A 13,996-nucleotide genomic window follows, 5' to 3' on the forward strand; every position below is an offset into this window, starting at 1 on the left:
TAGATACCGGTCCCACCCCCTAAAAAGCCGCTATTTTCGATCGGGGTGGGACGGTAAAATCAAATAAAATCGGGAATTGTTCAATCGGTAGCCACTCAAGATGTAGCTAGACATGCAAGGCAAAAAATGGTTGTACCATCGATGGACACGAACCTTTAAATGCTGTAGAATGGTGAAATCGGGTAGAAAAAGGATTAAATGAAAGTCTTTGACTCGAAACAACGTCATTATATCTTCCGGTAGATGCACGCTAATTTTTCCGGTGTAATGACATTACGCCAATCCGAGCCCAGGGCATTTTCCCAGAGCGGCACCATACCCATGGCAACCGAGATCATGGTGTCGAGCTCGTTCTCGTCCAAGTTGGCGCAAATGCCCGTGGGCAATTCAATCTCATGCTTCTCTAACATTCGGTCAAAAAGGGCGACACCTTCGGGATAAAATTCATTCAGATGCTTAAATACCAGGCAGTTGCCAATACCGTGTCGGACGCCCAACAGAAAACCAAGACCATAGCTCATGGCGTGGGCCACTCCTACTTGCGAGTAGGCGATGCTCATGCCCCCGTGCCAAGAGGCCATCATCAATTTGTCCCGGGATTCTTTGGGATTGAGTTCTTCCAAAAATACTTCCTTGCAGAGCTCTAAGGCCTTCTCCCCGTAACTTTGACTAAAGGCGTTGAGAAATGTACCCTGGAGCGATTCGATACAGTGAATAAAACAGTCCATTCCCGTATAGAACCACTGTGCCCTCTCGACCCCTTTGGTCAGATCAGGGTCCAACAGCACTTGATCGAACGTGGTGTAATCTGAATTGATGCCCAATTTTTTTTCGGGTCCCAACAGTACGGTAGTTCTGGACACCTCCGCGCCGGTACCGCTAATAGTGGGTATTCCTACATGATAGAGAGCGGGTTTAAGTACCAGGTCCCACCCTTGATACCGAGAGGCGCTCCCGTTGTTCGTGAGAAGGATGGCAACAGCCTTGGAAAGGTCCAGCAGGGTGCCGCCACCGATCCCCACAATGCCCGAGGGAAGGTCGTCGAAGTCTTTTTCAATCCTTTTTACCAGAACATCGACCTGTTTCGTCGTCGGTTCCTGATCGGCGGAAATGAATATCAGCTGGTCGTTGAAGATACGGGGAATTCTGGAAGTCAGTTCCGTTCCTTCAAAAACATCATCCACCAAAAAAATGAAAGGTGCATCGGAATGTTTTCTTTTTGCCATAAGAATATCGCCCAGCTGGTCAAAACATCCGCTACCGAAAACAACCCGGGGCACCATCGGAAAATTTCGAAACTTCGGTTTGACATCCTTGATTGCCCTTGGTCGGGCCAAATAATCCTTTTTAACCTCCATAAAAAACTACTTCAAATACTCCAGAATATCCGACAGCCTATTTATTTTCAAATAACCGAACTCCCCCTCTTTGACCTTTGCCTCCTCGTGCTGCCAAGTGGTATGAAAAGGTACATGCACCGCCTGTGCCCCTATCTTTAGTAAGGGAAGCACATCGGATTTAAGGGAATTACCTATCATCAGAAAATCTTCTACGTCAATGTCTAGGTGACGCAGCAAATGTAGGTAGTTTTCTTCTTTTTTATCGCTTAGCACCTCGACATGGTGAAAATATTCGGAGAGTCCGGAGCGTTCCAGCTTACGTTCCTGATCCAGAAGGTCTCCTTTGGTCAATACGATCAAACGATATTTCTTTTGTAAGTTGTCCAATACTTCCTTGACCCCATCCAAAAGCTCAACGGGCTGTTCCAACATCGTTTTGCCCAGCTCTAAAATTTCGGCAATAGTTTTCGCGGGGATTCGACCATTGGAAATTTCCAGGGCCGATTCTACCATACTCAGCACAAACCCCTTAACACCGTATCCGTAATGGTCTAGGTTACGTATCTCGGTCTTAAAAAGTTCTTGGTCGATCCGGTTTTTGGTTTCGTAGCCTTCCAAAAGGGAAGCAAATTTTTCCTCGGTATCCCTAAAATAGGTTTCGTTGACCCAAAGGGTGTCGTCGGCATCCAAACCGATGACCTTGATGCGGCTAAAGTCTATTTCCATGCCCGTTGTGCTCTTTTGAGATCATCGGGCGTATCGATTTCAATACCCGATACTTCCGTTTCGACCATCTTGATTTTCTTTCCATATTCCAAATAGCGGATCGCCTCTATTTTTTCGGTCGCTTCCAACGGTAGCATCGGTAAACGTTGAAAGTCCATCAAGGCGGTCTTCCGAAAGGCATAGATACCTTTATGCTTGTAATGGGATGCCTCGATTTCCCGGTTTCGGGGATAGGGGATCGGGGAGCGCGAAAAATAGAGCGCGAAGTTGCGCTGATCGACGATGACCTTCACCGTATTGGGGTCATCGATTTCTTCTTGATCAGTGATTTTGACCATTAGGGAGGCTAAATCGATTTCCCGGTCCGGATCGTTGCGGAAAACCTCGAGGACCCCGACCAGACTTTCTCGATCGGTAAAAGGTTCATCACCCTGAACGTTTACAATAATATCGACTTCCATATCCGCCACAGCCTCCGCGATACGGTCACTGCCACATTCATGTTCTTTCTGGCTCATAAGGGCCTTGCCCCCTGCCTGGGATATCGTGTCGAAAATCACTTTACTGTCCGTGACCACATAGACGTTATCAAAAAGTCCGGTCTTTACCGCGGCCTCGTAGGTACGCAGGATAACGGGTTTGCCCGATAGGTCCTGCATCAGCTTGGCCGGAAAACGGGATGCCGCATAGCGGGCGGGAATCATGGCGATTATTTTCACTGGAAAACTATTAACGGTGGTTTTTGATTTTGTCCACTTGTTTCGGGACGCAACATTCTTCACGGTGCACTATCCTCTATTCTCTCTTTCACTCTTCTCCGTACACTCTTTCACTCTCCACTTTTCACTTTTCACTTTTCAATGTTCACTGTTCACTGTTCACTGTTTAATCTTCACTTTTTTCATTCTTCATTCTTCAATTCTCACTTCTCACTTCTCACATTTTACTCTACACTTATCACTCTTCACTACTTAATACTCAATACTTAATACTCAATGTTCACTCCCTCCCCCGTCGCGGCCTTATCTTTCTGTATATCCTAAATATTATAAATAGGATGATAATGACCAAGATGGCGGCAAAGACCGGTGCAAAAATGGAAGCGGTGGTCACCACCGCCGCCGTGCCGGTCTCCAAGGTCGATACCACTGGATTGGCCAAACCCCCGGTCGTGGCCGTCGAGGTCATTCGACCTGCGGCGTTCGCTCCCTTTATTGCGGTAGCCGTGCCGCCACCAGCGATTATCGCCAGCGACCAAGTAACGACCGGGTCGAGATCGGCAACGGTCGATACCATGACGGCCGTCCCGGCGATGGCTGCCAGTGGAACTGCAAAACTATCCAAAAGATTGTCCACCCAAGGAATAAAATAAGCGAAAATTTCCACAGCCGTGGCAACGCCCAATACGATGATCGCGGCAAGGCTACCGATCCATTGCCAGCTTTCATTGAGTTCCCAAAACCCGAAATACGAGGCCAAGCTCAATGCAAACAAAGGTAGAAAGACACGGAAGCCCACCGAAGCGGCAAGCCCGATGCCCAAGAAAATGCTCATGATGGTTTCGGAGGTCATTGTTGAGTTTATTGGTTTATGGGTTTAAAATAGCTTAGGCTTGTTCGACACCTAGACCCTACTAAGGACTGTAAGACTTAGAATAAAGGACTAAAAAAACGAAAAAGCGGTATATTCTAAGGGGCAGAGCAACCGTCTTACGTCCTAGGCCCTATTGTCTTATGTTTTATTTGATGGTTCGGTAATCTGTCAGATGGATAAGCATGATATAGTTATGGATATATTTATTTCGATCATTCGCTCCCGACGAAAAACTCACTTTTGAAACCAAGCAGGTACAAGCGTTTTTTGGCGCGGGTCACGGCGGTGTACAGCCAGCGCAGATACTCCTTGTCCACTCCGTTGGGCAGATAGGGCTGCTCGACGAAAACGGTATCCCACTGCCCGCCTTGTGATTTGTGGCAGGTTATGGCGTAGGAGAACTTGACCTGTAGGGCGTTAAAGTACTTGTTGTTCTTGACGGCCTGGAATTTTTTGTATTTGGATTTTTCTTCGACATAGTCCATCATCACCTCTTGATACAAACGGTTCCCGTCTTCGTAGGATAACGAAGCGGTGACGGACTTAACGGTGTCCAACAGCAAAACGGTCTCCAAGGGTGGCTGATCCGGATAATCGACCATTTTGACCAGGACCTCCGCAAAACGGAAGCCGTACAGGTTCTTGATGGCGAAGATCTCGAGCACCTCGATAATATCCCCGTTGGCGATAAACCCGGCTTTTGAATTGGGTTTCAGCCAGAAGTAATTGTTCTTGACCACCATCATATAATCGCCTACCGCCAGTTCGTTTTCCAAAAAAAGTATCCGGCTACGGATGCTCTCGTTATACAGGTTGGCCCGTTTGTTCGAACGGACGATAAATGCGGTCTCCTCTTTTCCGTTTTCCGAATAGGAAGAATCGATGGCTTCCTGTATCTCATAACCGTCCACCAGTCTGACGATATCCTTAAAGGGATCGACGTCGAATTGAAAGGAATCGAAAAATTCGCTTTGCAGTTGTTCCCGGAGCAGGGTGGCATTGACCAAGATACCTGAATCTTCCGCCTGGCGCACTACCTCGTCCAATTCCAAATTGATGACTTCCTTGTTGTAGTTCATCCTTAGCTTGTCCGCATCCAATGCAGGACTCAAATTCAGGTGTACCGGTGGTAGCTGCGCGGTATCCCCTATCAAGATCAGTTTGCAGTTGTGACCGGAATAAACGTACATCAGCAGATCATCCAATAGCGAGCCGTTACCAAAAAGCCGTGAATCACTGGGCGCATCGGGTATCATCGAGGCCTCGTCAACAATAAAGATGGTGTTGCGGTGCTTGTTGGGCGCCAGTTCGAAATGAATCGACCCGCCCCGCTGTTTTTTGGGGAAGTATATCTTTCTGTGGATCGTAAACGCTTGGCTCTTGGCATAATTGGCCATCACCTTGGCCGCTCTTCCCGTCGGCGCCATGAGGACGGACTTTTGGGTCGTCTTCCAGAGACTGTTGACCAAAGTACCGACAAGGGTTGTTTTTCCGGTGCCGGCGAACCCCCTGAGCAGAAACACCTTTTCTTTGTCTTTGGAGAGTATATAACCCGCTAATTGTTGTAGGGCGACCGACTGCTTCAAGGTGGGCTCATGGGGAAATCTATCCTTTAATATTTGGTAAAACGATGTGTCGGTCAATGTGGCCATGGGCCAAAGATAATGAACTCCCGCAGACTTACCGGACAAGCGCCGTTCGCAAAATGTGATAAAAAATAGCCCGCCCTGAGTAAATACTGTCCTTTTCTGTAGGCGAGACAAAGGCCATATAAAGTCAGTGACTTCATGCGCAAAAAAGTCCCGACCGGTATTTTTTAAAGAAAAACTTTTACGATTGAAAAAAAATTGTAGATTTGTGTTAGAGACTATCTTTCATGGGAGTGGGGTGTCCTGCCAACGGATGGCCCTATTTATATAGTTTAGCCTTTTAACCACTAAATTTAACAACACTAAGAAATGAAAACCGTAATTCAAATCGTACTTTGGATAGTCTGTATAGGCTTGGGATACCTTATCTATCAATCCGTAACCGGACCTATCCGCTTTAATGAAGTCAAGAAGGAGCGTTTTGCCAAAGTAGTTTCAAAACTTAAGGATATTCGTGCGGCCCAGGAAGCCTATAAAACGGTAAACCGAAGGTATGCCAAGGATTTTAATAGCCTTATTCAGTTCATCGATACCGCGAATTACACCATTACGCAACAACGGGACTCCTCATATATGGAGTATGACCAAACCTACCAGATCGATATGTTAAAAGAGGTCAAGATCATCGATACCCTCGGCACGGTTTCTGTCAAGGATTCCCTTTTCGGGGAAGATGGACGTTATAAGAATTTGGCCAAGGTACCCACTGCACAAGGCGACGCGGAGTTTCAGATGGAAGCCAATGTCATCGACAAGAGCGGTTTCAAGGCCCCCGTTTTCGAAGCAAAAGTGGAGAAAAAAGTGGTACTCTACGATCAGCCCCAAACACTTTTGGATAAAGAAAACGCCGAAATGGGCGTGGATGAAGTAAACGGAAATTGGATCAAGGTCGGATCTTTGTCCGAAGTGAGTACCAGCGGAAACTGGCCTCCCATCTACGATGGAATAATACAAAATAATTAGGGTCTTATCCGTGGAAAATCATACTAAATTGTCCATTCAGGTTAGCTTGAATGGACTTTCTTTTTGTATTCTAAATACTCAGGCCAATGAGGTTATTCAAACCGAAAGTCAGGTTTTTGCGAAACAATTGACCCCATACGCAGTTTTAGAGCGACTGAAAGCCCTATTCCTAGAGCACAAAATAGGTCAAAAGCGATTTTCGGAAGTAGTCGCAGTGCACCGGAACAACCTATTCGGACTCGTACCACAGCTATTTTTTAATGCGGACGAACTGGCCAACTATTTGAAATTCAACACCAAACTGCTCTCCACCGATCATATCACCTACGATGAATTGAAGAAAGACGGTCTGGTCAACGTCTACGTGCCCTTCGTGAACATCAATAATTATATTTACGATCTTTTTGGGGCATTCACCTTTAAGCACCACGGAACCGTGATGATAGAATCACTGCTGGGCAGACCCGTGCAACCGGACAATCGACAAGTGCAGGTGTCAGGACGGCAAAATGCTGTCTCGGATGGGACCGGCCGTTCCGAAGAATTAAAATCCAAGGGGAAAGAACCAGTTTGCTACGTATATGTTTGCGAGCGCAAAATCGATGTAACCGTCGTTGTCCAGAACAAGTTGTTGCTGTATAATAATTTCAGCTTCGTTACCAAGGAAGATTTTTTGTATTATCTGCTTTTTACCTTAGAGCAGCTAAAACTAGATGCCTCCACGGTTTCGGTCAAACTTTTTGGCGATATCGAGGAAGATGATGACATATACGAACTCTGTTATCGATATATACCCCATGTGGGTATTTTTGCACCCTCCGCTATGGAGCATCCGTTGACGCACGGTCACGATGAGCCTATTGATTTTACCGTACTAAACGCCCTCTAATGCGAATCATTTCCGGCACATATAAAGGGAAGCGAATCGTAGCACCGAAAAAACTTCCGGTGCGCCCAACTACGGATATGGCCAAGGAAGCTCTTTTTAACATTCTCAATAATCGCTACTACTTCTCCGATATTGCGGTACTTGATCTCTTTGCAGGCACGGGCAATATCAGTTATGAATTTGCCTCGAGGGGCACGGACCGGATTACGGCCGTCGATGTCGATTCGGCATGTATCCGGTTTATCGATTCGATTTCGGAAGAAATGGATTTGGATATCTCCGCCCTTAAAAGCGACGTTTTCGATTATTTGGCAAAGACAGGCGCCCGAGTGGATATCATTTTTGCGGACCCGTTCTACGAAATGTCCCAAACGGATTTTCAAAAGCTGGTAAGCCTAACCTTCGACCGGAATTTGCTTTTGCAAGACGGCACCCTGATCATCGAGCATTCTAGCCGGATGGATCTGTCAGAACTCCACAATTTTACCGAAAAACGGAAGTACGGGGGAACAGCGTTCAGTTTTTTCAATGAGGGTTAGGTGTTTTTAGGATTGCCAACCCAGGACTTGGAAAAAAAAAGCAGGCCATAAGCCGGATTCTGTGCTGCGCTAGAAGCGCAATCCCTATCATTTATCTAGGCCCATGGTTGCCCAATGGCTCGATCCGCCTACCCTTCGGCTCGGGCGTGCCGCCCTCAAACACCGATTTACGTGACGTTTCACCGCATAGAGTTTACCTGATTTCACTACAGCATTACCTGTACATTCTTTCTGCTGCACTGGTCCGCGTCTCTCGACGGACGGGTGTTACCCGCTATGCCGCACTTCGGTGTCCGGACTTTCCTCCTCGTCCCGAAACAAGTTCGGCACAAGGCGATAGGGTAGCCTGCTTGGTACAAAGGTAGCCGAATTGTTGATAAAAAAGGATTTTATGCCTTTGAAATAAGCTCCCGGAAGGCTTCCTATTTTTATATTTGTAACCGGTGCTTAGAGGGTGCTGCATCAGATAAAACAATTACGGCCAATGTTGCCCATCCGGTAGGTGGGTCCGCCTTCGGCAGGTTTAGGGTTTAAAGTGGTTTCAGGTTTTAAAAGCTACGTAAACTCCCGCCCTGAGTGCAATCAAAAAGTCGAAAAGTGGCGCAGCAGGAATTGAACCTTAAACCAAGTTTTTGTTTACGTTAATCCCAATCTGCACCTTTTAACTTGAAACAAAAAAAATAGTGGAACATTTCATCGTATCGGCGCGGAAATATAGGCCTGAGACCTTCAAGGATGTCGTCGGGCAAGAGGCCATTACCAATACCCTGACCAATGCCATCGAGAACCACCACCTGGCCCAGGCCCTGTTGTTCTGCGGTCCGCGTGGGGTGGGAAAGACCACCTGTGCCCGGATTTTGGCCAAAAACATTAATCAGGACGGAAGTCAAGGAGAGGATGAGGACTTTGCCTTCAACATTTTTGAGCTCGATGCCGCTTCCAACAACTCCGTCGACGACATTAGAAACTTGACCGACCAGGTCCGGATTCCTCCACAGGTGGGTAAATACAAAGTGTATATCATCGACGAGGTGCACATGCTTTCCCAAGCCGCCTTCAATGCATTTCTGAAGACCCTGGAAGAGCCCCCGAAACACGCCGTTTTTATCTTGGCGACTACAGAGAAACATAAAATCATTCCCACTATTTTGTCCCGCTGCCAGATATTCGACTTTAAGCGGATTACCGTGAAGGATGCGGCGGAATATTTGAAATACATCGCCAAGGAACAAGGAATCGAAGCGGAGGACGACGCCTTGCACATCATTGCCCAAAAGGCGGACGGAGCCATGCGCGATGCCCTCTCCATATTTGATAGGGTCGTGAGTTTTGCCGGGAAACACCTGACCCGAAAGGCGGTGACCGAGAATCTCAACGTACTTGACTACGACACCTATTTTTCTGCGACCGATCTGATTTTGGAGCACAACATCCCCGATTTGTTGCTACTGCTCAACAAAACCCTCTCATTGGGCTTCGACGGGCATCATTTTATAAGCGGATTGGCATCGCATTTCCGGGATCTTATGGTCTGCCAACACCAAAACACCATCGAACTTTTGGAAGTGGGCGATACGGCCAAAGCCCAGTACTTGGAGCAATCCAAAAAGACCTCGAACGCTTTTCTTTTAAAGGCGATCGATCTGGCCAATGATTGCGACCTGAAATATAAGACCAGTAAGAACCAGCGGCTTTTGGTCGAGCTTACCCTGATGAAACTGGCCTCCATCGACTTCGACGGACAAAAAAAAAATTACACGACCCTAGGTAGTGACGGCGAAACCCGCGCTGATGTCATTGCACCCGCCGCTTATTTTAAGGATCGGAAAGTGACGAATACCCCCGAGAAAGCCCCCATGCCCTCCACTCTTTCCGAATATCGAAACAAGAATTCGGAAACGCTCGGGCAGCAAAAAGAGGGACATTCCGAAAATCCTTTTCAAGGGGCCGATCCACTAAAGGGAAAAGACCTGGGAAACAGCCAGGCTACCGACGGCCAAACATCCCGACCCGATACCGGCAAGGAGGGTACGCCAAAAGAAGAAAGTTCTGAAAACACGAAGGAAACTTTCGGCACCAAAAACAAAGTCACGGAACGGGAGGAGAAGAATCGAGAAATTAGCTCCCAAGACGTAGCCCTCGGCAACGCGACCGAAAGTGGCATTTACAAGACCCAACCCGAAGGCAACGGGAAACACGAAAACGGCTCTCCGACCGTCAGCAACGAATCTGAAGGTGAAATTAAGAAGCCCCATCCCTCAGGTGATGGAAAAGAGGAGAACAGCTCCGCGACCGTCGGCAACGACACCAAAATTGTTGCCGGGAAGCGGAAACAACCGGAACTACATAACCTGGGCAACAGGGCGGAAGCCACGGTTCAAACCAATATCGGGCACCGCGAGGAATCTTTCAAATCACAAAAAGAGAATCAAGTCACTACCAGTAGTACTCCGAACAACGAACAAGAAACAAAAAATCAGCAGACCAAAGGGAGTAATGATCGTGCGGAACCAAAGGCCGCTGGTAACATTGACGTAAATACAGAAAAAGCCGAAAACCCAGATATCAAAACCCCCGACCCCCGGAAGAAAGTGCAGCTCGACATCGCTTCCAAGCGGGTATCGGCCCTCTCGATCTCAAGCCTTAAAGCCAAAAAGGAGCACAGACTTTCAAAAAAAGATGAGGACATTGATGAAAGTCAGCTGCCAAACGAGCACTTCACCGAAGAGGAAATGCAAAAACATTGGGCGGACTTTGTAGACAGAATAGATATGGAAGGGCGCAAGATACTGGCCTCCAGCCTCACCACCGATACGCCCAAACTCTTTGACGAAAACACAATTTGGATCGAACTCCCCAACGATACCATGAAAAAAGAAGTCGAAAGGGAACAGTATGACCTAATGACCTACCTAAAACATAAACTGAACAACCATTTTATCTCTTTGCGGATCACGGTCAACGAAGAGACCGCTGTAAAATTCGCCTTCACCCCCGAGGAAAAATATCAAAAATTACGGGAGAAAAACCCCGCTATCGACTTGCTGAGACAGACTTTTGATTTGGATCTTTAGAAGCCGATCAGACGCAACCAAATACGCGCATTCTCGCACTCATTTTTGCGGCAATTTAAACTTGAAGATTTGGAAGGCAACTACGATGACGCCAATGACTTTCTATTAAACTTATGGCCACATCGCATGAACATAAAAATTTGGACGCTACTATGATGGCACCAAGGTTTTTCTTTTATACCATATCCGCAGGGCATACACCAAAAAGGCAGTCGATACGATGAGCAGCCCCCCGGCCTCCCGGGCACGTTCGATGTTATCGATATCGCCGGCGCCGATTTCAAAACCTTCGAAGGTTTCGGGCCAGGATACGATGCCCCCGACAAGATAGGCGACACACAAGATGATGGCGGCACTAAATGGCAGACGGCCGAATACAAACAGGAGCGAGCCCAAGGCGGCCAGCCCGTATATGCCGTACCATAACAAGGCATCGGGGTCGTTGTACTGTAAGACGGCGGACCAAACAAACAAGCTCCCAAAAACAAAGGCTAAAATTTTAAAAAAAATCTTCATAATTGGTAGCATAAATAGTTTGGGGTTCGTTTTCCTGTTTCGGTATAAGCTAAATCATAGGTTTGGGTACACGATCCTCAATCCGATCTGGGTTGAACCAGCTATGATTTATCCACTACGTGCCGCTCTAAAATTTTAAAAACATCCGTGGCCCTGATTTCTTCCTTGAGATCCGCCGTTGCATCATTGGTAATCAAGATGGGATAATCGGCCCGATCTTCGGGAACACGGCCGTGGGAGCCTTTGATCAAGGTGGCATCTAGCGGAATAATATCTAACACGGTTCGAAAGCCCAGTTTCTTTTTGAGGAGTTTTCCGGCCACTTTCGGCATAACGAACGGATCTTTGGGATCGGTCATCATCTCGACTGGATCGTAGCCCGGTTTTTTGTGAATGTCCACCATCCGGGCGTAATCGGGCGCCTTGGCATCGTCTAACCAAAAATAATATGAGAACCACGAATCGGCATCCGCCAAAACCACCAGATCGCCGCTACGGTCGTGGTCGAGGCCGGCCGCCTTAATCTCTTCGTCCGACCATACTTCTTCTACTCCCGTGACCGGTTCCAACAAGGCCTTGATCTCGGACTTAAGGGAAGGGTCGTTCAGGTACACGTGCGCGATTTGATGGTCGGCCACGGCAAAGGCACGGCTGGCCCCGGCATCCAACAGCTCCAGTCCCCTTTCCACCCGTATCGCCAGATAGCCCTCTTTTCTGAGGATCCGATTTAGATAAATGGGGTTATTCACATCGGTGATGCCGTATTCGGACAAGAGAACAATGCTCGCATCCTGCCTTTCGTAGTGTTCGACCAGCTGTTGCACCACCCCGTCGATTTCCTCGAGATCGTTTTTGATTTTATCGAAATCGATGCCGTGGCGCTGCAGGTTATAGTCCAAATGCGGTAGATAGACCAGGGTCAAGGTAGGATTATGGATTTGGTCGGTACGGATGGTAGCATCGGCAATCCACTGACTCGCCTTGATGGAGGTCTTTGGCCCCCAAAAATGAAAGAGGGGAAATTGGCCTAGTTCCGTTTGCAACGTGTCCCTCAACTCGGCGGGATGGGAATAGATATCGGGAATCTTACGGCCATCGGCCAAGTAGTTGGGCCGCGGCGTTACTGTATAATCCGCGGTGGAATACATATTGTACCACCAGAACATATTGGAACAGGTGAAAGTTGGGTCTTCTCTCTGCAACTTTTCCCAAATCTTTTCGGCTTGGACCAATTTGTTGGATTGCCGCCAAAATTTTATTTCGCATTCTGTTTTAAAATACCAGCCGTTGGCCACGATACCGTGTACGGAAGGGGTCTTCCCGGTCAGGTAGGTGGACTGGGCCGCGCAGGTCACCGCAGGCAACACGGGATGGATAGGCGCCGATTTTCCTTTTTTCAAAAACCCTTCTATAAAGGGAGTATGCTCTCCGATAAGACGTTGGGTGAGCCCTACAACATTGATGACTACTGTTTTCTTCATTTTCGATTGCATCCTAAAAAAATTGTTTCAACTCAAAATTTGTCCATCAACCATTGGATTTCTCGGACGATGGATTCCGAAAGGTCCTTTTTGAGCCCGGCAGGCAGTACATCCCAAGTATAGGTTTCGATTTCGAGATGTTCCGATACCGGGTGCTGTTTCAAATAATCGAGTACTTTTAAAATTTGGTCCTGGGTGGAATCCAGAACGTCGAATCGTTCTAAAAAGATGGGAACATGAAAATGCGCCCGTAATTCTTTAAAGGGATTTTTTTTCTGTAGCACTTCGGGCAAGTCACTATAGGTCGTGACCGCGCCGTTGGACTTTTCCGTAACCTGATGCAGGTAGGTCGGTTCATTAAATAGTGCCAAGGCCTCCCAAATTCTATCGTTCCCAACGTCATCGGAGCGAATTTTAAGGGCGGCGCTCACCTGTATCTTACCCACTTTGATTCGCGCTGCGGCCAACTTGGTGAACGTATCCTTAGGGGCTTCGAAAGCCAGGGAAAAATGGCAGATGTCATAGCAAACGGTAATATATCTATGAATGAGCTCCGTCGCCGCATCCGCTTCTATTCCTAATTGGTCTTCTAGGATGGGCTTAGCGATCGGTATCAAATAATCGGCGAAAAAACGCACCACCCCATCACTGTTTTCCAGCATCCCATCCGGCTCGGGCTCGATATCTAGATGCAGGTATTTTCCCGTTTTAGCTTCCAGATGATATAAATGCAAGAGGATTTCCGTCAGGTTTTCGGCGCCTTTCTTAAACACTTCTTTGGTGGCCGATTCCGACGTATGCCAGTGTTTGTAACTGATCGGGGAGGTCGAAATACCACCTTGCATCCCCTCCGGCAGCAAAACGGCCAATTGATCGAACAATCGTTTGGTGTAATCGAGTCGTTTGCGGGTAGTCCAATCCGGGGCGTGTACCTTGTCCTTTACCCGTTCGTCGTGAAAATTTCCGTAAGGAAATCCGTTCATCGTAAACACATAGACCCCGTGGTCGGAAAGCCATTTTTTAAATTCGATCAGCTTCCCATCCATCCCCAATTGTTCACTGGCCTTATTGGATAGCCTAAGTCCCAATCCGAATGAAGTATCGGGAGCGACTCGGGATTTTATTTCGGGAACATGTTTTTTTAAACTGTCGAAGGTCGTTACCCAATCCTGTCCGGGATGGATGTTCGTGCAATAGGTGAGATGAACATTATTGGAGGTGCGCAC

12 protein-coding genes, 1 other RNA gene and 1 pseudogene are annotated in these 13,996 nt (G+C 47.5%); 5 read left to right on the forward strand and 9 right to left on the reverse strand.

What is annotated here, in order from left to right; genetic code table 11:
- Positions 1-227: 227 nt before the first annotated feature.
- The 5 genes from RQM65_RS01255 to RQM65_RS01275 form a co-directional block, all read right to left on the reverse strand.
- Entirely contained in the window at positions 228-1,358 is a 1,131-nt protein-coding gene (locus tag RQM65_RS01255; protein WP_314012142.1) for an iron-containing alcohol dehydrogenase family protein, read from the reverse strand.
- A gap of 6 nt (positions 1,359-1,364) precedes the next feature.
- Positions 1,365-2,066 carry an HAD family hydrolase gene (locus RQM65_RS01260; RefSeq protein WP_314012144.1) on the reverse strand — a complete coding sequence of 234 codons (702 nt, stop codon included), beginning with the start codon at positions 2,064-2,066 and terminating at the stop codon, positions 1,365-1,367.
- Positions 2,057-2,770 carry a 3-deoxy-manno-octulosonate cytidylyltransferase gene (gene kdsB, locus RQM65_RS01265; RefSeq protein ID WP_314016760.1) on the reverse strand — a complete coding sequence of 238 codons (714 nt, stop codon included), beginning with the start codon at positions 2,768-2,770 and terminating at the stop codon, positions 2,057-2,059. Before kdsB ends, RQM65_RS01260 begins: the two co-directional genes overlap by 10 nt.
- 295 nt (positions 2,771-3,065) lie before the next feature.
- Entirely contained in the window at positions 3,066-3,638 is a 573-nt protein-coding gene (locus RQM65_RS01270; RefSeq protein ID WP_314012146.1) for a DUF4126 domain-containing protein, read from the reverse strand.
- Positions 3,639-3,871: 233 nt separating this feature from the next.
- Positions 3,872-5,311, reverse strand: a complete 1,440-nt coding sequence (locus RQM65_RS01275; protein WP_314012148.1) for an ATP-dependent DNA helicase — start codon at positions 5,309-5,311, stop codon at positions 3,872-3,874.
- 306 nt (positions 5,312-5,617) lie between these two features.
- Here RQM65_RS01275 and RQM65_RS01280 point away from each other — a divergent pair, with 306 nt between their 5' ends.
- The 3 genes from RQM65_RS01280 to RQM65_RS01290 are packed head-to-tail and all read left to right on the forward strand — an operon-like array spanning position 5,618 to position 7,699.
- A complete protein-coding gene (locus RQM65_RS01280) occupies positions 5,618-6,271 on the forward strand; it encodes a hypothetical protein (protein WP_314012149.1) in 654 nt (217 codons plus the stop codon).
- A 10-nt stretch (positions 6,272-6,281) separates the two neighbouring features.
- On the forward strand, positions 6,282-7,160 hold the full coding sequence (locus RQM65_RS01285; RefSeq protein WP_314012151.1) for a DUF3822 family protein: 879 nt from the start codon (positions 6,282-6,284) through the stop codon (positions 7,158-7,160).
- On the forward strand, positions 7,160-7,699 hold the full coding sequence (locus RQM65_RS01290; RefSeq protein WP_314012152.1) for an RsmD family RNA methyltransferase: 540 nt from the start codon (positions 7,160-7,162) through the stop codon (positions 7,697-7,699). Before RQM65_RS01285 ends, RQM65_RS01290 begins: the two co-directional genes overlap by 1 nt.
- A gap of 33 nt (positions 7,700-7,732) precedes the next feature.
- Here the strand turns inward: RQM65_RS01290 and rnpB are convergent.
- An RNA gene (gene rnpB / locus RQM65_RS01295) (RNase P RNA component class A) lies at positions 7,733-8,052 on the reverse strand.
- 330 nt (positions 8,053-8,382) lie between these two features.
- Between rnpB and dnaX the strand changes: the two are divergent.
- Both dnaX and RQM65_RS18985 read left to right on the forward strand, forming a co-directional pair.
- A pseudogene (gene dnaX / locus RQM65_RS01300) lies at positions 8,383-9,549 on the forward strand (DNA polymerase III subunit gamma/tau); the annotation flags it as partial.
- An 882-nt stretch (positions 9,550-10,431) separates the two neighbouring features.
- Positions 10,432-10,773, forward strand: a complete 342-nt coding sequence (locus tag RQM65_RS18985; protein ID WP_489753097.1) for a DUF8493 domain-containing protein — start codon at positions 10,432-10,434, stop codon at positions 10,771-10,773.
- Positions 10,774-10,923: 150 nt separating this feature from the next.
- Here the strand turns inward: RQM65_RS18985 and RQM65_RS01305 are convergent, their stop codons facing one another.
- From RQM65_RS01305 to eboE, 3 genes are all read right to left on the reverse strand, one after another.
- Positions 10,924-11,289, reverse strand: a complete 366-nt coding sequence (locus RQM65_RS01305) for a transmembrane 220 family protein (protein WP_314012154.1) — start codon at positions 11,287-11,289, stop codon at positions 10,924-10,926.
- Between the two features lie 101 nt (positions 11,290-11,390).
- Positions 11,391-12,770 carry an alkaline phosphatase family protein gene (locus RQM65_RS01310; protein ID WP_314012156.1) on the reverse strand — a complete coding sequence of 460 codons (1,380 nt, stop codon included), beginning with the start codon at positions 12,768-12,770 and terminating at the stop codon, positions 11,391-11,393.
- Between the two features lie 32 nt (positions 12,771-12,802).
- Positions 12,803-13,996, reverse strand: coding sequence for a metabolite traffic protein EboE (gene eboE / locus RQM65_RS01315; RefSeq protein ID WP_314012158.1), 1,194 nt, complete (start codon positions 13,994-13,996; stop codon positions 12,803-12,805).

It is taken from the genome of Pricia mediterranea (genome assembly GCF_032248455.1).
In the GTDB taxonomy this organism is placed as follows: domain Bacteria; phylum Bacteroidota; class Bacteroidia; order Flavobacteriales; family Flavobacteriaceae; genus Pricia; species Pricia mediterranea.

Coding starts and splice junctions, on each gene's coding strand:
- RQM65_RS01305 (WP_314012154.1), bottom strand. CDS start 11,289: ATGAAGATTTTTTTTAAAATTTTAGCCTTTGTTTTTGGGAGCTTGTTT.
- RQM65_RS01255 (WP_314012142.1), bottom strand. CDS start 1,358: ATGGAGGTTAAAAAGGATTATTTGGCCCGACCAAGGGCAATCAAGGAT.
- RQM65_RS01310 (WP_314012156.1), bottom strand. CDS start 12,770: ATGAAGAAAACAGTAGTCATCAATGTTGTAGGGCTCACCCAACGTCTT.
- RQM65_RS01260 (WP_314012144.1), bottom strand. CDS start 2,066: ATGGAAATAGACTTTAGCCGCATCAAGGTCATCGGTTTGGATGCCGAC.
- RQM65_RS01280 (WP_314012149.1), top strand. CDS start 5,618: ATGAAAACCGTAATTCAAATCGTACTTTGGATAGTCTGTATAGGCTTG.
- RQM65_RS01275 (WP_314012148.1), bottom strand. CDS start 5,311: ATGGCCACATTGACCGACACATCGTTTTACCAAATATTAAAGGATAGA.
- kdsB (WP_314016760.1), bottom strand. CDS start 2,770: ATGATTCCCGCCCGCTATGCGGCATCCCGTTTTCCGGCCAAGCTGATG.
- RQM65_RS01270 (WP_314012146.1), bottom strand. CDS start 3,638: ATGACCTCCGAAACCATCATGAGCATTTTCTTGGGCATCGGGCTTGCC.
- RQM65_RS01290 (WP_314012152.1), top strand. CDS start 7,160: ATGCGAATCATTTCCGGCACATATAAAGGGAAGCGAATCGTAGCACCG.
- RQM65_RS18985 (WP_489753097.1), top strand. CDS start 10,432: ATGCAAAAACATTGGGCGGACTTTGTAGACAGAATAGATATGGAAGGG.